This window comes from Streptomyces fructofermentans, assembly GCF_014651055.1.
Classification (GTDB): Bacteria; Actinomycetota; Actinomycetes; order Streptomycetales; family Streptomycetaceae; genus Streptomyces; species Streptomyces fructofermentans.
In genome coordinates, this window is sequence record NZ_BMWD01000007.1 from 21776 (window position 1) to 41886 (window position 20111).

Annotated in this window: 14 protein-coding genes and 3 pseudogenes; 9 read left to right on the plus strand and 8 right to left on the minus strand. The window is 71.4% G+C overall.

Annotated features, from left to right (window positions below; all coding sequences use genetic code 11):
* Nucleotides 1-228: 228 nt before the first annotated feature.
* From IE265_RS11885 to IE265_RS11900, 4 genes and pseudogenes are all read left to right on the plus strand, one after another.
* On the plus strand, nucleotides 229-1494 hold the full coding sequence (locus tag IE265_RS11885; protein WP_373302934.1) for a sensor histidine kinase: 1266 nt from the start codon (nucleotides 229-231) through the stop codon (nucleotides 1492-1494).
* The gene (locus IE265_RS11890; protein WP_190035443.1) at nucleotides 1491-2147 is read left to right on the plus strand and encodes a response regulator; all 657 of its coding nucleotides are present in this window, start codon (nucleotides 1491-1493) and stop codon (nucleotides 2145-2147) included. Before IE265_RS11885 ends, IE265_RS11890 begins: the two co-directional genes overlap by 4 nt.
* 106 nt (nucleotides 2148-2253) lie before the next feature.
* A pseudogene (locus tag IE265_RS38295) lies at nucleotides 2254-3234 on the plus strand (ADP-ribosylglycohydrolase family protein); the annotation flags it as partial.
* Nucleotides 3235-3881: 647 nt separating this feature from the next.
* Complete coding sequence (locus IE265_RS11900) at nucleotides 3882-4376, plus strand: peptidoglycan-binding domain-containing protein (RefSeq protein WP_190035445.1); 495 nt, start codon at nucleotides 3882-3884, stop codon at nucleotides 4374-4376.
* Between the two features lie 156 nt (nucleotides 4377-4532).
* Here the strand turns inward: IE265_RS11900 and IE265_RS11905 are convergent, their stop codons facing one another.
* Nucleotides 4533-4889: a DoxX family protein gene (locus tag IE265_RS11905; RefSeq protein ID WP_190035684.1), complete on the minus strand. Its 357-nt coding sequence runs from the start codon at nucleotides 4887-4889 to the stop codon at nucleotides 4533-4535.
* A gap of 291 nt (nucleotides 4890-5180) precedes the next feature.
* Here IE265_RS11905 and IE265_RS11910 point away from each other — a divergent pair, with 291 nt between their 5' ends.
* Together IE265_RS11910 and IE265_RS11915 are read left to right on the plus strand one after the other, a co-directional pair.
* Entirely contained in the window at nucleotides 5181-6032 is an 852-nt protein-coding gene (locus tag IE265_RS11910) for a LysR family transcriptional regulator (protein ID WP_229916134.1), read from the plus strand.
* Between the two features lie 57 nt (nucleotides 6033-6089).
* Nucleotides 6090-6482 carry a hypothetical protein gene (locus IE265_RS11915; RefSeq protein ID WP_190035446.1) on the plus strand — a complete coding sequence of 131 codons (393 nt, stop codon included), beginning with the start codon at nucleotides 6090-6092 and terminating at the stop codon, nucleotides 6480-6482.
* A 205-nt stretch (nucleotides 6483-6687) separates the two neighbouring features.
* Here IE265_RS11915 and IE265_RS38300 read toward each other — a convergent pair.
* From IE265_RS38300 to IE265_RS11925, 3 genes and pseudogenes are all read right to left on the minus strand, one after another.
* Nucleotides 6688-7155: pseudogene (locus IE265_RS38300) on the minus strand (peptidoglycan-binding domain-containing protein); the annotation flags it as partial.
* Between the two features lie 141 nt (nucleotides 7156-7296).
* Nucleotides 7297-7557: pseudogene (locus IE265_RS38305) on the minus strand (M23 family metallopeptidase); the annotation flags it as partial.
* Between the two features lie 535 nt (nucleotides 7558-8092).
* On the minus strand, nucleotides 8093-12175 hold the full coding sequence (locus tag IE265_RS11925) for an nSTAND1 domain-containing NTPase (protein ID WP_190035448.1): 4083 nt from the start codon (nucleotides 12173-12175) through the stop codon (nucleotides 8093-8095).
* A 584-nt stretch (nucleotides 12176-12759) separates the two neighbouring features.
* Here IE265_RS11925 and IE265_RS11930 point away from each other — a divergent pair.
* Together IE265_RS11930 and IE265_RS11935 are read left to right on the plus strand one after the other, a co-directional pair.
* Nucleotides 12760-13185, plus strand: coding sequence for a hypothetical protein (locus tag IE265_RS11930; RefSeq protein WP_190035449.1), 426 nt, complete (start codon nucleotides 12760-12762; stop codon nucleotides 13183-13185).
* Between the two features lie 65 nt (nucleotides 13186-13250).
* Nucleotides 13251-14159, plus strand: coding sequence for a hypothetical protein (locus tag IE265_RS11935; RefSeq protein WP_190035450.1), 909 nt, complete (start codon nucleotides 13251-13253; stop codon nucleotides 14157-14159).
* A 45-nt stretch (nucleotides 14160-14204) separates the two neighbouring features.
* Here IE265_RS11935 and IE265_RS11940 read toward each other — a convergent pair whose 3' ends face one another.
* Nucleotides 14205-14765, minus strand: coding sequence for a dihydrofolate reductase family protein (locus IE265_RS11940; RefSeq protein ID WP_190035451.1), 561 nt, complete (start codon nucleotides 14763-14765; stop codon nucleotides 14205-14207).
* Between the two features lie 336 nt (nucleotides 14766-15101).
* Here IE265_RS11940 and IE265_RS11945 point away from each other — a divergent pair, with 336 nt between their 5' ends.
* Nucleotides 15102-15515, plus strand: a complete 414-nt coding sequence (locus IE265_RS11945; protein WP_190035452.1) for a VOC family protein — start codon at nucleotides 15102-15104, stop codon at nucleotides 15513-15515.
* Between the two features lie 138 nt (nucleotides 15516-15653).
* On the opposite strand, the gene IE265_RS11950 is transcribed toward IE265_RS11945, so the two are convergent.
* From IE265_RS11950 to kdpA, 3 genes are read right to left on the minus strand one after another with little or no spacing between them, the layout of a single operon-like run.
* On the minus strand, nucleotides 15654-16334 hold the full coding sequence (locus tag IE265_RS11950) for a potassium-transporting ATPase subunit C (RefSeq protein ID WP_190035453.1): 681 nt from the start codon (nucleotides 16332-16334) through the stop codon (nucleotides 15654-15656).
* Between the two features lie 5 nt (nucleotides 16335-16339).
* Entirely contained in the window at nucleotides 16340-18442 is a 2103-nt protein-coding gene (gene kdpB, locus IE265_RS11955; RefSeq protein ID WP_190035454.1) for a potassium-transporting ATPase subunit KdpB, read from the minus strand.
* Nucleotides 18439-20103 (minus strand): potassium-transporting ATPase subunit KdpA, encoded by a 1665-nt coding sequence (gene kdpA / locus IE265_RS11960; protein ID WP_190035455.1) that lies wholly within the window; start codon nucleotides 20101-20103, stop codon nucleotides 18439-18441. The genes kdpB and kdpA overlap by 4 nt, the downstream gene beginning before the upstream one ends.
* Nucleotides 20104-20111: the final 8 nt, after the last annotated feature.

The window sequence follows — 20111 nt, forward strand, 5'->3', positions numbered from 1 at the left end:
GCGGCGCGCCGGACGGCCGACACGGGCATCAACCGATCGGTTGACCCACACGTGCCGGCCGCCGGGCAACAATGGAGGTGTCTGCCCAGTTCGAAGCCGGTTCGGGGCCCGGAACCATCGCCCGGTCCACGGCCGGTACCGGAGCAGGCTCCCGGCCCGGACGGAAGGCAGGGACCGAACCCGGACCGCTCCGGACGACTCCGCGCGGCTCTACGGCAGGAGGCACACGTGCGGCCCGATCCCAGCGGTTCGCCCCCGGAGGACACCGCGTCCGCCGCCGATCCGGACGAGCGCAGGCTCGCGACGGTCATGCACGTCGTCTTCTACGTACTGCTGGCCACCTGCCTCGTCCGGTTCCTCCAGCGCCACGCGGAGGAGCCCCGCGCGCCCTGGGTGATCGCCCTGACCCTCGTACTCGCCCTCCTCTACGCGATCGGCGGCGTTCCGAACGCCCGACCGCGCCCGGAGCGGGTGCGCGACACCTGGCCGCCGGCCCCGCGCCTGGCCCGCCTGGGTGCCGTCGTCGTCACCTGGGCGGTCCTCGTCGTGGTCGCGCCGAGCTTCGCGTGGGTTGCGGTGCCGCTGCTGTACGCCGCCCTCCGCACACTCCCGACAGCCGCCGCGTACGCCCTCGTCGCCTTTCTCACGCTGCTCGTCGTCCTCGCCCAACTCGCCCTGGCACCGCGGTTCAGCCTCGACCTGGTGATCGGCCCGGCGGCCGTCGCCACCCTCGCCACCGCGGTGTTCACGCACGCGCGACGGCAGGCGGACCGTCAGCGCGCACTCATCGACGACCTGATCCGCACCCGCAGGGAACTGGCCGCGACCGAGCGCCGCGAGGGCGTCCTCGCCGAGCGCCAGCGGCTGTCCATGGAGATCCACGACACCCTCGCCCAGGGGCTGTCCAGCCAGCAGATGCTGCTCCAGGCGGCGTTGAGGACCTGGGAGAACGATCCGGCCACGGCACGCGGGCACGTGCGTACCGCCACGTCCGTCACCGAGCACAACCTCGCCGAGGCCCGTCGCTTCGTGCACGACCTCGCACCCGCCGACCTCGCCAGGGGCGGCGGGCTCGAAGCGGCGCTCCGGCTGCTCGCGGCCCGCGAGTCCGGGGCCGACCTCACCGTCCGGGTCCACATCGACGGCGGCGGACGTACGATCCCGCTGTCCGACCGCGCGCAGTCCGCGCTGCTGCGGATCGCCCAGGGCGCCCTCGCCAACGTACGGGAGCACTCGGGTGCCGGAACCGCCGCGCTCACGCTCACCCGACTCGACGACCAGGTCGTCCTCGACGTCGCCGACGACGGCCGCGGCTTCGACCCCGCGGCCGACACCGGTGCCCCGTCCGACGGCCGCGGACACGGAATCCGGGCGATGCGGGCCCGGATGCGCCAGCTCGGCGGCACGCTGGCCATCGAGTCCGCACCGGGGGAGGGCGCCGTCCTGACCGCCGCCGTACCGGTCACCCAGCACACCGAGGAGACGCCGCGATGACCGACCTGCCCGCCGGACAGGAGCCTGCGCGCCCCGTGCGCCTCCTGGTGTGCGACGACCACGCCGTCGTACGCGCCGGACTGCTCGCCCTGCTCGGCAGTGAGCCCGGCATCGAGGTCGTCGGGCAGGCCGGAACCGGCGAGGAGGCGCTCGCGCTGGCCGCCCGGCTCACGCCCGACGTGGTCCTGATGGACCTCCAACTCGGCGCGGGCATCGACGGGGTGGAGACCACGCGCCGGCTGACGGCGTCCCACGGCGCTCCGCACGTCCTCGTCCTGACCACGTACGACACGGACGCCGACATCACCCGTGCCATCGAGGCCGGAGCGACCGGCTACCTGCTCAAGGCCGAGCGGCCGGAGGAACTGTTCGCCGCGATCCACGCCGCCGCGCAGGGGCGTACGACACTCTCGCCGCCGGTCGCCAGCCGGGTCATGGCCAACCTGCGCGCCCCGCGGCCCACGCTCACCGACCGCGAGCACGACATCCTCGCGCAGCTCGCCCGGGGACTGGGCAACCGCGACATCGCCCGGGCGCTGTTCATCAGCGAGGCGACCGTCAAGACCCACCTGGGCCGGATCTACGACAAGCTCGGCGTGGACACCAGGGCGGGAGCGGTCGCCGTGGCCAAGGAACGGCGGCTGCTGTCCTAGCGGCTGCTGTTCTGGCGGCGGCGGTCCGCGGGTCGCGCGGTTCGATCCGCGAGTCCAGCAGGAATGCCGTGGCGAGGTGGCGGGGCGCGTTGGCAGGATGGGGCCGATGCCCACTCGACCTCCCGACCTCGGCCCTTCCGACCCGCCTCCCGCAGACTCCCCTTCCTCGGACACCTCCTCCGGCGGCTCCCCTTCCTCCGACTCCCTTTCCCTCGACCACCGTTCGGCCGCCCGCGACTCCCTGCGCGGGCTCGCGGTGGGCGACGCCTTCGGCGCCCAGTTCTTCGTGCCGGACAACCTCCCGTGCCTCCGCGAACGCCGGCTGCCCGCCGCTCCGTGGCCGTGGACGGACGACACGGAGATGGCCTGTTCAGTCCTCGACGTACTGCGCGACCGCGGCAGCGTGGACCAGGACGATCTGGCCCAGGGCTTCGCCCGCAGGCACGACTTCGACCGCGGCTACGGTCCGGCGATGAACAGGCTGCTGCGTCTGGTCCGCGAGGGCGGGCGGTGGCGGGAGCTGGCCGCCGGACTGTTCGACGGCCAGGGCTCCTGGGGCAACGGGGCCGCGATGCGGGTGGCGCCCCTGGGTGCCTGGTTCGCCGTGGACCCGGCCGAGGCGGCCGCCCAGGCCGGCAGGTCGGCACGGGTGACGCACACCCACCCCGAGGCGGCGGCCGGGGCCGCCGCCGTTGCGGTGGCCGCCGCGTACGCGGCTCGCCGCGGCGAACAGCCCCTGACCGGGGCCCGGTTGCTGGCCGCAGTGGAAGAACTCACACCGCCGGGACGGGTGCGCTCGGGGGTGGCCGAGGCGCGTCGGCTGCTGGACCAACCGCACGCCGGGTACGCGGCACACCGGCTGGGCAACGGGCGGGAGGTGAGCGCGGTGGACACCGTGCCGTTCGCCCTGTGGTGCGCGGCCAGCCACTTGGACGACTTCGAGCGGGCACTGTGGGAGTGCGCGTCCGCGGGCGGCGACGTGGACACCACCTGCGCGATCGTCGGAGGGATCGTCGCCGCCCGGGTGGGTACGAAGGGCATCCCCGCCGAGTGGCGCGCCGCGTGCGAGCCGCTGCCCGAGTGGGTCGCGGAGGACGTGCCGGGTGAGGACCTCGGCCGCGCCGCACTCGGCCACGAGGTGACGCCGCCGCGGCGCCCGCAGCCCATTCCGCCGCCGGACCTGGAGTGGACCGCCGGCCAGTGGCAGCGCGTCCGGCACGGCATCCGCTCGCGGGACATGGACGAGAAGTGGGAGGCGTACCTGGAGGACGGGCAACTGCACCTGCACCGGAGCCGGTCCGGGTACGGCGTCTACCGGGTGACGGTGGCCGAGGGCCCGAACGGTCCCCGGCCGGTCGCCGCGTACGTCGAGTCCGACCCGGAGCGCCACCGCCGCCGGAGCGACGCGGCGGAGAGCGCATTCCTGGAACTCTTCCTGCGCGCTTGGTACATGGATGACACCCGCCCCGAACTGTGGGACCGCTACACCGAGTTGTGCCGGGCCGAGGAGTAGGGGCCTGTCAGGTCGGAGCGCTGCAGGGCGCCGGGCGGCCCCGGTCGTACGGCTCCTCGCCGCCCCGTGCGCCGAGCGCCGTATGAACCGTACGTCGCACGAACCGCAAGCCATGCGCACCGCGTGCTCGAGACGGTCCGGAGCAACGAATTCCCGTCCGCCACCTGCGCACTTCGAGCCTGCTCGCAGAGCCTGTGGGCGGCACGATCTCGGCTGTCACGATGACGGCGCTGCGGACCGTCATCGGGACGGTCCCGGACCTGGAGGTCTTGATGTACCGAGCCGTCACCACTCTTGTTGCCGGGCTGCTCGTCGTCGGTGGAGCCGCGTTCAACGCCTCACCGGCAGCGGCGGCCATCCCGACATGCAACTCCGCCAAGGCGGTGCCCGGCTACAACAACATCTACATGCGCGTTCCCGTGCACGCGGCGACCGGCTCCACCGTGTGCGCGCTCGCCCAGGGAAATGCGGGGGCTGGAGTACTTGAACTGCAGCGGGCGCTCAACAAGTGCTTCTACCAGGCCTACGGGTCCAGCAGGTCCTACTGGCCGCTCGTCGAGGACGGGGACTTCGGCCCCAACACCAAGAAGGCGCTGACCGAGGCGCAGGACCACCACACCGATGTCCCGGAGGACATCGACGGGGTCTACGGCCCCATCACCCGTGACCTGCTGCTCTGGCGCCTGGCCAGCGGCAACGGCTGCTGGTTCAACTGATCCGCCGTCACCCGCTGCCGCACCGATGAGAACGGACCCCGACTCCTCGTCGGTGCGCGGCCGGGCCCCGTTGCGTGGCGGGGCCCAACCGTCGCCCCATCGTGTGACAAGGTCCGAACGCCGCCCGTCGGACCCGGACAGCCGGGCGCGCCCCCGTCAGACGGTGGTCAGCCAGATCGTCACCCCCGCGGTGGCGACGAGCCCGACGTTGAGTGCGACCTGGCGGTCCTCGCCGGTCAGGTGGACGGCGATCGCGCCGATCTGCAGGAGCACGAACCCGGTGGCCGCGGCCGTCGCCAGCCAGGGGGCGACACCGGTCAGGGGCGGCAGGACCAGCCCGATCGCGCCGAGTACCTCCACCGCTCCCAATGCCCTGACGGCGGACAGGGGCATCCGGTCGACCCAGGCCATCATCGGACGGAGCTCCTCCCGGCTCCGGAAGACCTTCATCGCGCCCGAGTAGAGGTAGAACAAGGCGAGCAGTCCGGCGACGATCCAGTAGGCGATGTGCATGGTTCCCATCCGCGGCCACCGGTCGGGGTGGCCCGTCGATTCCAGGGCGGCCCCCTGGAGAGGGCCCGGGCCACTGCCTGAGTGGCCCGGAGGCTGACGGCCGCGAGCGACCGCCTTGCCGCCCCCGGGACCGCCGGTCACCGGCCACCGGTTCGACGGGGTCGTTGAGGTCGGCGGAGCCGGCCGACGACGTCGGAACTCGCTCGCGCATGCCCCGAGTGCACCGCCCCGGCCCTGCGACTGTCCAAGACCCGTTCCGCCGAACCGATACCTGTTGGGTATCGTCGCAGCGTGGAGCTACGTACCCTGCGCTACTTCGTGACGGTCGCCGAGGAACTCCACTTCGGCCGGGCCGCCACCCGCCTGCACATGAGCCAGCCACCGCTGAGCCGGGCGATCAAGCGGCTGGAGACCGAGGTCGGGGCCCCGCTCCTCGTCCGCTCGCCCGCCGGTGTCACGCTCACACCCGTGGGCGCCGTGCTGCTCGACGAGGCACGGTCACTGCTCGACCGGGCCGACCGCCTCCGCGTGCGGGTGGGCGCGGCGGCCGACGTCGCCACCATCACCGTCGGCATCCTGGGGGACAGCACGGACCGGGGAACGACCAGGCTGGCAGCGGCCTATCGACGGAGCCACCCCGGTGTGGACATCCGGGTCCGCGACACCGACCTCACCGACCCGACCTGCGGTCTGCGCGCCGGCCTGGTCGACGTGGCGCTGACCCGCGCGCCGTTCAACGAGGCCGCGCTGACCGTGCGCGACCTCCGAGCCGACCCGGTGGGCGCGGTCCTGCGCGCCGACGACCCACTGGCCCGCCGCGGACAGCTGTACCTGGCCGACCTGCGCGACCGCCGCTGGTTCCAGTTCCCGCACGGAACCGACCCGCTCTGGCAGGCGTACTGGAACGGCGGCGAGCCCCGCGAGGGCCCGGTGGTGCGCGCCGTCCAGGAGTGCCTGCAGGCCGTGCTGTGGAACGGGACGGTCGGCATGGCCCCGCTCGGGCACGACCTGCCCCCGGAACTGGCCGTGGTGCCGCTGGCCGACATGGCGCCGAGCCGGGTGGTCGTCGCGTGGAACGAGGGGGACGGCAACCCGCTGATCCGATCGTTCATCGAGACCGCGACAGCCGCGTACAGGGAGTGACTGCCCGCAGCGGGGCCACCAGGTGTGACAATTTCGAACATATTGCACAATTTCTTCATGCAAGCGTTGCCGGTCCCCTGCCCCGCCCACCTCGTCCCGGTCGCCAGCGGCACCAACGCCTTCCACAAGGCGTACCGGCAGGCCATGGCACACAAGGCCGTGTTCGTCGCCATCGAGTCCGAGGGCCCGCGGTGGACGGTGAAGGCGGACACGCTCACGGCAGGCCCCGGACACATGGTCGACAACGAGGTGAACGAGGCCCTCCGGAACGCGATCACCCGCCTCGTCGACAACCACGAGGTCGACATCGACGCCTACAGGGGACCGATCTACTTCATGATGCGCACCACGTCGAGCGAGGAGCGCGTCCGTGAGCTCGCCGCCGCGCTGCACGCGGCCCTGTACGGCGACCTGGACCCGCTGGACCGGGCGGTGCCTCCCACACCTTGACCAGGTGTTCTGAGCCCTGGCCGTGACCTGGGTACGGCGGGACCATGTGGGTCGTGGCCTGGGCGGACCCGGCAGCGGGTGGCCGCGAGTCAAACGGGGCGAGCAGGCGGGGTGCCCGGTGTGCGGGCGGGCGCCGGACGTCCTCGCGGACGGTCCGGCGCCGGTCGTGGGCGGAGTCGCCGTGCTTCCCCGCCCACGAGGGTGCCTATCGTCCGGCCTGCAGGGCTGTCCAGGTCTGCGGGCCGACGTCGCCGTCGACGCCGAGGCCGCGGGTGGTCTGGTAGTCGCGCACGGCTTGTTCGGTGTTGGGGCCGAAGTCCCCGTCGATGCCCACGGTGCGGCCGAGTGCCGCGGTCAGTGCCCGCTGCAGTCGGCTGACGTCCGCGCCGGTCGACCCGTTCTGAAGCGCCGGTGTCGAGCCGTACGACAACAGGGCCGTCCAGGTCCTGGGGCCGATGTCACCGTCGGCCGTGAGGCCCCGGGCGGACTGGAAGGCCGTCGTCGCCGATGCGGTGTTGGGCCCGAAGTCGCCGTCCGGTTCTCCCGGATTGTGTCCCGCGGCGATCAGCCGGCATTGCGCCGCCTTGACCAGACTGCTGTTGGAGCCCTGCTGGATGAGGGGGTACGCGGTGAAGTCGAGGTTGACGCCGCTGCAGGTGGGCGGTGGCGTGCCGCCGCAGTTGTTGCTGGTGACGTTCCGCCAGGTCCGGCCGTTGGCCTGGCCGTACTCGACGCCGTTGAACCAGGGGCGGATCCGTTCGGAGGTGGAGTTGCCCCAGGTGGCGGATCCGTTGTTGTCGGCGTCGTAGGCGAGCTCGAAGTGCAGGTGCGGGTGGTCGTTCGAGGTGGGCCCCGTCCTGCCGACCCGGCCGATCAGCTGGCCGCGCTGCACCGTCTGGCCCACGCTGACCTCGCGGCTCTGCAGGTGCAGGTAGGTCGTGAAGTAGCGCTGCCCGTGGTTGATCTGGATCACGTTGCCGGCGTTGGAGTGGTAGAAGGACTGCCGGACCGTGCCGGAGGCCGGAGCCAGCACCGGTGCTCCTTCGGTGCCGGCCTGGTTGGGCTCGCGGACCATGTCGAGCGCGGGTGCGTGCGCCCAACTGTCGAGTCTCCACTGCTGGCCGCAGGTGAACGGCAGTTGGAAGGCGATGGGCGGGGCCGCCGCGGCGGCGGGTGCCGCGGTCTGCCAGGGCAGGACGACGAGGGCGGCGACAACCACGAGCAGTCTGCCGAGCAGCGCCGGGGTGAGGGTGCGGATGAGGGATATCAACGTGCCTCCTTCTTTGGTGCCGGGTTCATGCGTGTCCGGGACGGGTTGTGCGCGCGGCGATGGGACGGCAGTTGCCCTTCCGCTGTGGCTGGGCGCTGCGGGACGGCCGCGTCCGGTCGCGGTGTGTCGCCCGCATGGCGGTCACGATGAGGGCCGAGGTGGCGGCAGCCGTGCACGGCCCTCATCGTGAGCTCGCCGGCGGGGGGAGCGACCGGTGCGCTGAGCGTGCACCGCGTCGGTATAGCGCGGGTATTTCCGCAGGTCACCCGGCCGTCCTGGGCGGTGGTGCCGGCCCCGGACCGCTTGCGGGGGAGCACACCGTGCCGGCGGCGTGCCCGGGTCAGGGCTGCGGGCAGAGCGCGCCGGTGTCCTGGCCGGGGAGGTGGCGGTCGAGTTGCGCCGCGGTGGGCGGGACGGCGGTGGCTCGGCAGATGCGCCGGATGGCTTCGGTCGCGGTCAGCGGCCAGTGGATGATGCGCTGGTCGGCGCCCGCGGACAGCAGGGTTCCGTCCGGGGTGAACGCCAGGCCCTGCACGTCTGCCGAGTGGCCGGTGAGGGTGGCGATGCGCCGGTGGGTCCGTACGTCCCGGACGACGATGGTGTGATCCTCGCCTGCCGAGGCGAGGAGGCGCCCGTCCCTGCTGAAGGCGAGCGTGCCGACCGCCGCGGTGTGGCCGGTCAGGGTGCCCCTGCTTTTCCATGTCCGGGTCGACCACAGGCGCACCGTGTGGTCCGAGCCGGCGGTGGCGATCAGATCGCCCGCCGGAGTGGCCGCGATGTCCTGCGTCGACCCCTGCGTGGCCGGGAAGGCCTTCACCAGCCGGTCGTCGGCGGTGCTCCACGCGGCGATGCCGCCGGCCGGTGTGCTCGCGACGAGGAGGCCGCCCCGGGCGGGGTAGGCCATGGCGGTCGAGGTGCGCGGGCCGGCCGGCGCCGGCAGTCGGCGGGGGTGTGCCGGGTCGCCGACCTTCCACCGGAACGTTCCTCCCAGCGACATCACGGTGACCGTGCTGCCGTCCGGGCTGAAGGCGACGTCCGTGCCGGTGCCTATTCCGGTGAAGGCGATGGTGGTGTGGCGCCGCCCGGTCGACGGGTTCCACAGAGTCAGGGTGTGGTCGCGCGTCACGGCCGCCAGTACCGTGGCGTCCGGGTTGAACGCGACTGCCTTGACATGGTCGGAGTGTCCGCCGAGCAGCCGTTCGGCGGCGCCGGAGGCATTCCAGATCCGTACGGACCTGTCGTCGCCGGCGGAGGCGACGAGCCGGCCGTCGGGGCTGACGTCCACGTCGTTCACGGCGCCGCCGTGACCGCTGAAGGGAAGGGCCGTACGGCGCACCACGATGGTGCGTCCCAGGCCGCCCGAGACCACCGTGCTCGCGTCCGGTGCCAGGTCCAGAGCCATGGTCTCCGAGCGGTAGCGGTCGGCGTGGCGGGCGATCTGCTCGCGGCGCCGGTAGTCCCAGACCGAGATCATGCCCTCTTCGTCGGCGATCGCGATCCGGTCACCGACCGGCGCGGAGATCATCCAGGGGAAGGCCGTCTGCACCGGGAGGTCGGCGAACTGGCGGGCCGAGCGGCCGGTGAGCCGCCAGAACCTGATGCCGTGTTCCTCGGAGGCCGTGGCCAGGACATCGGATGTGGAGCCGAACCGGGCCACTTGGGCGCCTTCGGTGGGCAACTCGAAGCGACGGCGACCGGTCTCGATGTCCCAGACGGCCACCGTCCCGTCGGTACGGGTGACGGCGAGCGAGCGCTGATCGCCGGCCAGGCTGAGTGCCGCGGGCATTCCGGTGGGCAGGAACGCGGCCTTGCCACCGCCCAGCGTGGCCACCCGTGTGCCCTTGCCGGTGCCGTAGGCCACGACCGTGCCGTCGGCGTTGAAGGCCAGACCGTTGCTGAGGTCGCCGGACACGACCTGCTTGAACAGCACCTTCCTCGACCGGACGTCCCGCACGACGACCGAGCCTCCGGTCGGCTGCTTCGGATTGTTCGACCGGGCCAGGGACGCCAGCCGGGTACCGTCGGCGTTGAAGGCCACCCTCAGCGCGAAGAACCCCTGGGGGAGCGGCTTGACGACATGCTCGGTGAAGGAGGCCAGCCTCCTGTGTCGCTTCGGATCCCACAGCTCCACGGTGCCGTCGCTGGTGGCCGCGGCCACCAGCGAGCCGTGAGGGGACAGGGCCAGGCCGAACGACGCGGGCCCGTTCGTGTTGAGTGCGACGCTGGGCTGCGCGGACGCCGACGTACTGATCACCGCGCCCAGGGTGTCGGCGTCGGGATGCAGCCGATGGGCGGCCAGGGCGAGCGCCCGGGCGACGTCCGGGTCGGTGGCGACCAGCGAGCGCGACGTGAGCGCCGCCTGATGGGCCAGGACGGTCAGGTGCTCGCGCTGTGCCACCTGCCGCTGCTGCCAGGCGGCACCGCCCCCGGCCACGGTCGCCACCAGCAGCACCGCCAGCACCATCGCCAGGACCCTCAACCGGCGGACCCGGCGCCGCGACGCAGCGAGTTCGGACTCGGCCAGTTCCTCGCTGGCGTCGAGGAACTCACGCTCCAGTAGGTTCGACTCCGGGCGGTGCGGGCGCGCGTCGGCCAGCCCCGAGCCCCGATAGAGCCCTCCGGTGTCCCGCCCCGACTGCTGCCAGACTCGGGCAGCGGCAGTGAGCCGCTGCCGTACGACCAGGCGCCGGCGGTCCTCGCTGAGCCAGGTCCGCAGCCTGGGCCACGCCACGATGAGCGCCTCATGGGCGATCTCCACCCGGTCCTCGTCCACGACCACCAGGCGCGCCGCCACCAGCTCGTCGACCACATCCGCGAGCGCGGCGACCGGGCCCATCCCGTCGAGTTCGGTTTGCGGGACCCGTCGACGACTGTCCCGCACCCCGTCCTCGTCCAGGCTGATCAACCGCTGCATGAGCCGGCGCACCAGGTCCTGCTCGGCGGGTTCGAACTCGGAGTAGACGTGTTCGGCGGTCTGGGCGATCGCACCGTGCATCCCGCCCCCCGCCTGGTACGCCGCGAGAGTCAGGGTGCGGCCGGCCCGCTTGCGCCAGGTCTCCCGCAGCGCGTGGGACACCAAGGGGAGTGCGGCGGCGGCGCCGGACGCCTCCGCCACCACGGTGGCCAGGAGATCGGCGTCGACCGAGCAGCCCTCAAGATCCGCCGGCCGGACGATCAGCTCCCGCAGCTCCGCGGCCGACGGCGGACCGACCAGCAGCTGCGCCTTGCTCATCAGCGCCGGCGCCAGCTCGCTCAGCCCGGTCATCTGGACGAAGAAGTCCGCACGGACACTGAGTACGACCCTCGTTCCGGCATGGGACGCCGCCAACAGCCCGGCGACGAATTCCTCCCGTACCGCGGGATCGGAGCACAGGGTGAACAGTTCCTCGAACTGATCGACCACCAGCAGCAGTTGACCGGCGGGCCGGTCGTGCTCCGCGAGCGAGGCCGCCAGTTGCTTCACCGGCTGGTCGGTCGGTGTCATCATGACCGGCTGCCATCGAGCGGTCGTGTCCCGCCGGATCCGGCCCAGCAGGCCCGCCGCCAGCAGCGAGGTCTTCCCCGATCCCGACGCGCCGAACACCACGACCACCGGGAAGCGTTCCACGCGCTCCCACAGGAGCCCGCACAGCCGGTCGCGGCCGAAGAACCGGTCGTGATCCGAGGAGGTGAACGCCGGCAGGCCCCGGTAGGGGTTGGCCCCGACCGGCACCAGTGCCGCGACGGGGACCGGAGCGGGCATGAGGTCCTCATCGCCGCGGAGCATCGCCTGGTGCAGGCGCTGCAGCCCCGGGCCGGGCTCGACGCCCAGTTCGGTCCCGTACAGCGCATGGGTCCGCCGGTAGAGCCCGAACGCCTCGGCCTGCCTGCCCGAGCGATACAGGGCCGTCATGAGCTGGCCGCGGAGCGACTCGCGAAAGGGATGCCGGTGCAGCAGCTCCGTCAGCTCCACGACCACCTCGGCATGCCTGCCGAGGGCCAGACCGCAATCGGCCCACCGCTCATGCACGGCGAGACGCAACTCCTCCAGCCGGGCCGCCCGGGTCGCGACGGCTTCGGTGTCCAGGAACTCCGCCAACGCAGGCCCGTTCCAGCACCGCAGCGCCTCACCGTGCAATTCGTGCGCGCCCGCCGTCTCACCCTTGCGCAGGGCCTCCTCCGCCTGGAGGGCCAGCCGTTCGAACCGCGTGGCGTCCAGCGCGTCACCCGCCACCACGCGATAGCCGTCGCCCTGCCGTTCGACGCGTTCCGGGCCCAGTGCCTTGCGCAGTTGATGGACGTACAGCTGCAGGTTCTTGCGCGCCGAGCGCGGCGGTCGCTCGCCCCACAGTGCGCTCATCAGGAGCTCCGAAGGCACGGGCCGGTCGGGCCTGCTCAGCAGGACCGCGAGCAGCAGACGCGCCTTGGGCGATCCGATGTCCACCGGCAAGCCCTCGCGACGGACCGACAGATCCCCCAGAATCCCCAACTCCACTTGGCCGCCCCCAAGGCTGCATGGATCAACGCCGGCGGCCCGAAGGTACACCAGCCTTTCCGACTCGGACCCGCGCCTGCCCGCCCGAGCCACGCATGACGCCTCACTGACGCGGATCAGCGGATTGCCGCGCGGCGCGGCCTCCCGGGCCGGCAACCCCTTGCCGCATGCCCCAAGGTCCGCGACGCGCGGTAGGCGGAAGCCACGCCCGACGACCTCCGCACGCGTTCCCATCAGGACTTATACGGCCCCTATACCGCGTCTCACAACGATCGCTTCCCGTACCCGGCCCACCGCCTCCTCGGCCCTTCCCTTCAAGGAAGGAACGGGTGCGCCCATCCAGAACGACGCCGACCAGTCCAACAGGCGCCCCCGGCCGTGGAGATGACGTCGGAGTCGCGGAGAACGCGAAAGGGCACAGCGTGAAGCTCGGGTTCAGCTCCGGAAGCGATCAGAACACCCATCAGCGAACCACCGGGAAGGCAGGACAGCACATGCGTACAAAGCTCGCGGCAGTCGCAGGAGTGGCCGTCATGACCGCCACGCTCGCACTGGTCGGCGCGTCCCCCTCGGCCGCCGGCCCCAACTGCGGCGAAGGCAACCACTGCGTCTTCTACACCGACATCAACTCCGCACGGCAGTCCTTCTTCAACTCCGATCCGGACTTCTCCAACGACACCTTCGACGAGTACAACGTGAGCGGGAACGGTCTCAACCGCCCGGTCAACAACAACGTGTACTCGGCCAGCAATTCAAGCACCGGGAACTACGAGAGCCACTACTGGGACAACACCAACGGAACGGGCTTCCTGTTCTGCCTGAACCCCGGTCACTACGTCAACTCCGCCTCCACCGTCGACCAGGCGGGCAAGCAGAGCGGCGATCCGCTCCCCTCCGGCCTCCGGGACCGGGCCAGCCGGCTGACGCTCCCGGGCCGGACGTCGACCGACTGCTTCTGACCTCGGCGAACGTGCGGGCCCGGCGCGAACCGGGCCCGCACGTTCCGGACCCCGACAGGATTCACATGGCACTGAGCTTCCACGGCACTCGCCGATACGTCGCCGCCTGCGTCCTGACCGCCACGGTGGGAGCAACGACCTGGGCGCTCGCCGACGCGAGGGCCCGGAACCCCGAACCCCGGCCCCATCGTCCGCCGTCCCCGGCCGCACTGGCCGAACAGGGCCTGCGTCCGCCGATCTACGCCCAGCTCTACGCCTGGACCCGGAGCGGCGAACAGATCGCGACCGCCCAGCAACAGGTTCTCGTCTCCTGCATGGCCGAGCGCGGATTCACCATCGAGCCCGCTCCGGTGGCGAAGGCGGGCGACGCGGCCGTGTCCCGCCCGACGCCGTTCGGTCTCGAGACCCTCGAAGAAATCGGCGCGGACAGTCAGAGGCAGGCCCCACCCGAGCAGCCCCAAGGAGAGGCCTTCAACCGCGCCCTCTACGGCAGACCCGGACACGAGATCTCCGTCAAGGGCAAGCTGCTCAAGGTGAGCATGCCGGCGGGAGGCTGCCAGGCCGAGGCGGAGAAGCACATGCTGGGCGACGGCCGGGTGCGGTGGACGGAACTGCGGATGCAGCTCAACGAAGGGGAGCAGACGGCGTTCAGGTGGCTCAAGCGCGACTCCCACTTCCGCGAGGCGAACGAGGGCTGGCGGCAGTGCATGCTCACCAACCGCGTCCAGGCCAAGGACCCCCTCGACCTGATCAGAGCCTTGCCGCCCGACACGGACATCCGCACCCACCCCGCGACCAAGGCGGACGTCCACTGCAAGCAGGAAACCGGATACCTGCGCACCGCCTACGCCAGACTCGCCGTGATGCAGCAGCGCTGGCTCGACGATCACCCCGACGTGCTCAAGGACCGCACCGCGCTGCGGGACAGGCAGCTGACAATCGCCCGACAGGTCCTCCGGGGACGGATTGGCTGAGCACCCGGCGCACCCGGTCTGCCCCGGCCCGGCTGCACCGGGTGCTCACGGCTGGGTTCGGTAGCGGAGGTAGACCACGCCGCTGGTTAGCCGGCGTTCGTCCAGGAGCTCCAAGTGGAGCCGGGCCCCGTCGGGGAGGAAGGGCTTGCCGCCGCCCATCACGGCGGGGCCGACGAACAGGTGGTACTCGTCCACCAGCCCTGCGGCGATCGCGTCGGCGGCGAGGGCGGCCCCGCCGACGGTGAGGTCGCGTTCGGAAGATGCCTTCAGCCGCCGAACCGCCTCGGGGTCGAAGTCGCCTTCGATCCGGGTCCGGGTGGTGGAGGCCGAGTCCAGCGTCCTGGAGTACACGACCTTGTCGGCCGCCTGCCAGATCTCCGCGAACTCCCGCGCCCCGGGCGACCGGCCCGCGATGGACGGGTCGGTCTCCCAGACGGCCATCATGTCGTACAGCCGGCGCCCGTACAGGTAGGTCCCGACCGGCCGCAGCACGTCGTTGATGAAGGAGTAGTACTCCTCGTCCGGTACCGCCCAGTCGAAATTGCCGTCCGCGTCGGCGATGTAGCCGTCCAAGGACACATTGAACATGTAGATCAACTTGGCCATGCGAGCCTTCTCCCAGGTCGGGGCCACTTGTACGTCCCGCAGCACACTAGCCCGCGCCTGTGACAATGCCCGGCGACCGCACGGCCGTCGCTGCGAAGGGCTGCGTCCGGGACTGCCGCGGCTCCGGCCGTTCCGCCCGGCCCGTTCGCGGACCCGGCCGCGCAGCCGGTGGTGCGGCTCGGTGCCCCACGCGCCGGCGCGCCCGGCGGATCCGCACGGCCCGGACCTCGGGGAAGTCCGCGAGCGGTTCGGCAACGTGAGCCGGGAACCCCGCCTTGCCCCACCGGCCGCGGGGCCCTCTAGGCTGAGCCGTCGTCCGCACTGCCTGGGAGCGTCATGGCCAGTAGGTTCACCGAGTTGGTTGTCGACTGCCACGATCCGGAGCGCCTCGCTCAGTTCTGGTGCGCGGTCCTGGACTTCGAGGTGATCGACCGGGGCGAGGGCAAGGTCGAGATCGGTTCCTGGGAACCGACCGTCGAGGAGGTCCGGGCGCGTCAGATGCCGCCCACAGTGGTGTTCATCCGGGTGCCCGAGGGCAAGACCGCGAAGAATCGGCTCCACCTCGACGTCAGCCCCATCGACCGCGGTACCGACGACGAGGTGGCCAGGCTGCTGAGCCTCGGCGCCACCAGGGTGGACGTGGGGCAGGGGCCAGGCCGGAGTTGGGTGGTCATGGCCGATCCCGAGGGCAACGAGTTCGACGTGCTGCGCAGCCTGGCACCGCACTCCGGGACCGGCCCCACGGGGTGATGCCCGGCCCAACGGGGCGCCGGTGCCGCGGTCTTCCTCGGTGACGAGTGCGGGCGGGAGCCGGCGGGACCCGGACCACCCCCGCCACGACGGCTGGGGGATGGGCGGGTCCCGTCGGCTCCCGGAGTCGCGACCGCGCTAGCCCTTGGCGACCAGGGCCTTGAGGGCGGTGTTCAACTCCAGTACGTTGACGCGGGGTTCGCCCATGAAGCCGAGCATGCGGCCCTCGGTGTGGTCGGCGACCAGTTTCTCGACCTGTCCGACGCCGAGGTCGTTCCGCTCGGCGACGCGGTGGACCTGGAGTTCGGCGTACGCCGGGGAGATGTGCGGGTCGAGGCCGGAGCCCGATGAGGTGACGGCGTCGGCCGGCACGTCCCGCGGCGCGACCTTGTAGGACTTCGTCGTGTTGTCCGCGACGACCGCGGCCTTGGCGTCCTGGACCAGCTTCACCAGGTCCGGGTTGTCGGCGGCCTTGTTGGTGGCTCCCGAGAGGATCAGCGCGTACTGGGTGTTCACGCTGTTGGAGCCGAGACCGTTGGAGGGGCGCGGCTGGAACCACTTGAGGTCCGGCTTCGCGGCCTCGTCAGGGTCGTCGGGGTTCCGCTCGGGGAGGTTGTAGGTCTGCCCGATCAGGGACGAGCCGACGGTCCGGCCGTCTTCGTCCTTGATCTCGGAGCCGTTGGCCCTGGCGGGGAAGACGGCCTGGGCGACGCCGGTGACGGCGAGGGGGTAGAGGACACCGCACAGGACGGTCAGGACGATGAGGGCGCGCAGCCCGGCACCGAGGAGTCGGGCGGTGTTGGACACCGAGTTGTTCATGCGGATCATCCAATGCCGGGGATGAGGGAGATGACGAGGTCGATGAGCTTGATGCCGATGAACGGGGCCACGAGACCGCCGAGTCCGTAGACGGCGAGGTTGCGGCGGAGCATCGTGTCCGCGCTGGTGGGCCTGTACCGGACGCCCTTGAGGGCGAGCGGGACGAGGGCGATGATGACCAGCGCGTTGAAGACGACGGCCGAGAGGATCGCCGACTGCGGGGAGTGCAGGCCCATGATGTTCAGCCTGTCGAGGCCGGGGTGGGCCACGGCGAACATGGCCGGGATGATCGCGAAGTACTTCGCGACGTCGTTGGCGATCGAGAACGTCGTCAACGCTCCCCGGGTGATGAGGAGTTGCTTGCCGATCTCGACGATCTCGATGAGCTTGGTCGGGTTGGAGTCCAGGTCCACCATGTTCCCGGCCTCCTTGGCGGCCGAGGTCCCGGTGTTCATGGCCACGCCCACGTCGGCCTGGGCGAGGGCCGGCGCGTCGTTGGTGCCGTCGCCGGTCATGGCGACGAGCTTGCCGCCCGCCTGCTCCCGCTTGATGAGGGCCATCTTGTCCTCGGGGGTGGCCTCGGCGAGGAAGTCGTCGACACCGGCCTCCTCGGCTATCGCCTTGGCCGTCAGCGGGTTGTCGCCCGTGATCATGACCGTCCTGATGCCCATGCGGCGCAGTTCCTCGAACCGCTCGCGCATGCCGTCCTTGACGACGTCCTTGAGGTGGACGACACCCAGGATCCGTGCGCCCCGGCCGTCCTCGACGGCGACCAGGAGCGGGGTGCCGCCGGCTTCGGAGATGCGGCGCGTGAGGAGTTCCGCGTCCTCGGCGACGTGTCCGCCGCGCTCGCGCACCCAGGCGGTGACCGAACCGGCGGCGCCCTTGCGGGTCTTCCTGCCGTCCACGTCGACGCCCGACATGCGGGTCTGCGCGGTGAAGCCGATCCATTCGGCCTGCGCGAGTTCGCCCTGGTGGCGTTCGCGGAGCCCGTACTTCTCCTTGGCGAGGACCACGATCGAGCGGCCCTCCGGCGTCTCGTCGGCGAGCGACGAGAGCTGTGCGGCGTCGGCCAGTTCGGCCTCGGTGACGCCCTCGGCGGGCACGAACTCGGAGGCCTGGCGGTTGCCGAGGGTGATGGTGCCGGTCTTGTCGAGGAGCAGCGTGGAGACGTCACCCGCGGCCTCCACCGCCCGCCCGGACATGGCCAGTACGTTGCGCTGGACCAGGCGGTCCATGCCGGCGATGCCGATGGCGGAGAGCAGGGCCCCGATGGTGGTCGGGATCAGGCAGACCAGCAGGGCGGCCAGCACGATCATCGACTGCTCGGCGCCGGCGTAGATCGCGAACGGCTGGAGGGTGACCACGGCCAGCAGGAACACGATCGTCAGCGAGGCGAGCAGGATGTTCAGGGCGATCTCGTTGGGCGTCTTCTGCCGGGCCGCGCCCTCCACGAGCGCGATCATGCGGTCGATGAACGTCTCGCCGGGCTTGGTGGTGATCTTCACGACGATCCGGTCGGACAGCACCTTGGTGCCACCGGTGACCGCGCTGCGGTCGCCGCCCGACTCCCGGATGACCGGGGCCGATTCGCCCGTGATGGCGGACTCGTCGACGGAGGCGACGCCCTCGACGACGTCACCGTCGCCGGGGATCACGTCCCCCGCCTCGCAGACCACCAGGTCGCCGATCCTGAGGTCGGTGCCGGGGACCTGCTCCTCGCCGGTGCCGTCCTTGGTGAGGCGGCGGGCGACGGAGTCGGTCTTGGCCTTGCGCAGGGTGTCGGCCTGGGCCTTTCCGCGCCCCTCCGCGACGGCCTCGGCGAGGTTCGCGAAGATCGTCGTCAGCCACAGCCAGGCGGTGATCGCCCAGCCGAACCAGTCCGTCGGGTCCTTCAGTGCCAGCAGCGTCGTGACGACGGATCCGACGAGGACGACGAACATGACCGGGGACTTGACCATGACGCGGGGGTCGAGCTTCCGCAACGCGTCGGGCAGGGACCTGACCAGCGCGCCGGGGTCGAAGAGACCCCCGCCGACACGGTCGGCCGGCTTGTGTCCCGTGGGCAGGTCACCGTGCGGGGCACGGGGTGGGGTGATGGTGCTCATGACGCGAGCCCTTCGGCGAGCGGCCCCAGCGCGAGGGCGGGGAAGTAGGTGAGACCGGTGATGATGACGATCGTGCCGACGAGCAGCCCGGCGTAGAGCGGCTTGTCCGTGCGCAGGGTGCCCGCGGTGGCGGGTACCGGACGCTGTTCGGCGAGCGAGCCGGCGAGCGCGAGGACGAACACGATCGGCAGGAAGCGGCCCAGCAGCATGGCGATGCCGATGGTGCTGTTGAACCACTGGGTGTCCGCGCTCAGACCCGCGAAGGCCGAGCCGTTGTTGTTGGCACCCGAGGTGTACGCGTAGAGGATCTCCGAGAAGCCGTGCGCGCCCGGGTTGGACATCGAGTCGCCCGGTGTGGGCAGGGCCATCGCCGCCGCGGTGAAGCAGAGCACCAGCGCCGGGGTGATCAGGATGTAGCAGGCCGCGAGCTTGATCTCGCGTGTGCCGATCTTCTTGCCCAGGTACTCGGGGGTGCGGCCGACCATCAGACCCGCGATGAACACCGCGATGATCGCCATGATCAGCATGCCGTAGAGGCCGGAGCCGACACCGCCGGGCGCGATCTCGCCGAGCTGCATGCCCAGCAGCGTGATGCCGCCGCCGAGGCCGGTGTACGAGGAGTGGAAGGAGTTCACGGCACCCGTCGACGTGAGGGTGGTCGCCACCGCGAAGATCGACGAACCCGCGATCCCGAAGCGGGTCTCCTTGCCCTCCATGGCGCCACCCGCGGCCTGGAGCGCGGGTCCGTGGTGCGCGAACTCGGTCCACATCATCAGACCGGTGAAGGCGACCCAGATGATGCCCATCGTGGCGAGGATCGCGTAGCCCTGGCGCAGGTTGCCGACCATGCGGCCGAAGGTCCGGGTGAGGGCGAACGGGATGACCAGGATCAGGAAGACCTCGAAGAGGTTCGAGAGCGGGGTGGGGTTCTCGAAGGGGTGCGCGCTGTTGGCGTTGAAGTAGCCGCCGCCGTTCGTGCCCAGCTCCTTGATCGCCTCCTGGGAGGCGACCGCGCCGCCGTTCCACTGCTGGGTGCCGCCCGTGAACTGGCCGACCTCGTGGATGCCGGCGAAGTTCTGGATCGCACCGCACGCGACGAGGACCAGCGCCCCGACCACGGCGATGGGCAGCAGGATGCGTACGGTGCCGCGCACCAGGTCCGACCAGAAGTTGCCCAGTTCACCCGTGCGGGACCGGGCGAAGCCGCGTACGAGCGCCACCGCGACGGCCATGCCCACGGCGGCCGACACGAAGTTCTGCACCGCAAGCCCGCCGGTCTGCACGACGTGGCCCATGGCCTGCTCGCCGTAGTACGACTGCCAGTTGGTGTTCGCCACGAACGACGCGGCCGTGTTGAAGGCCTGGTCGGGGTCGATCGACGCGAAGCCGAGCGAGCCGGGCAGGCTGCCCTGCAGCCGCTGGAGGCCGTAGAGGAACACCACGCCGACCGCGGAGAAGGCGAGGACGCCACGCAGGTAGGCGGGCCAGCGCATCTGCGTCGACGGGTCGGCGCCGATCGCCTTGTAGATCCACTTCTCCGGCTTCCAGTGCTTCTCGGAGGAGTAGACGCGTGCCATGTAGTCGCCCAGCGGGCGGTAGGCGAGCGCGAGCGCAGCCGTCAGGGCGAGGAGCTGGAGTACACCAGCGATCTCGGGGCTCATTTCGGTGC

What these genes read in the sequence shown, in the direction of transcription:
- IE265_RS11890 (WP_190035443.1), top strand. Translation starts at nt 1,491, where the DNA reads ATGACCGACCTGCCCGCCGGACAGGAGCCTGCGCGCCCCGTGCGCCTC.
- IE265_RS11900 (WP_190035445.1), top strand. Translation starts at nt 3,882, where the DNA reads ATGACGGCGCTGCGGACCGTCATCGGGACGGTCCCGGACCTGGAGGTC.
- IE265_RS11905 (WP_190035684.1), bottom strand. Translation starts at nt 4,889, where the DNA reads ATGCACATCGCCTACTGGATCGTCGCCGGACTGCTCGCCTTGTTCTAC.
- IE265_RS11915 (WP_190035446.1), top strand. Translation starts at nt 6,090, where the DNA reads ATGCAAGCGTTGCCGGTCCCCTGCCCCGCCCACCTCGTCCCGGTCGCC.
- IE265_RS11930 (WP_190035449.1), top strand. Translation starts at nt 12,760, where the DNA reads ATGACCGCCACGCTCGCACTGGTCGGCGCGTCCCCCTCGGCCGCCGGC.
- IE265_RS11935 (WP_190035450.1), top strand. Translation starts at nt 13,251, where the DNA reads ATGGCACTGAGCTTCCACGGCACTCGCCGATACGTCGCCGCCTGCGTC.
- IE265_RS11940 (WP_190035451.1), bottom strand. Translation starts at nt 14,765, where the DNA reads ATGGCCAAGTTGATCTACATGTTCAATGTGTCCTTGGACGGCTACATC.
- IE265_RS11945 (WP_190035452.1), top strand. Translation starts at nt 15,102, where the DNA reads ATGGCCAGTAGGTTCACCGAGTTGGTTGTCGACTGCCACGATCCGGAG.
- IE265_RS11950 (WP_190035453.1), bottom strand. Translation starts at nt 16,334, where the DNA reads ATGAACAACTCGGTGTCCAACACCGCCCGACTCCTCGGTGCCGGGCTG.
- kdpB (WP_190035454.1), bottom strand. Translation starts at nt 18,442, where the DNA reads ATGAGCACCATCACCCCACCCCGTGCCCCGCACGGTGACCTGCCCACG.
- kdpA (WP_190035455.1), bottom strand. Translation starts at nt 20,103, where the DNA reads ATGAGCCCCGAGATCGCTGGTGTACTCCAGCTCCTCGCCCTGACGGCT.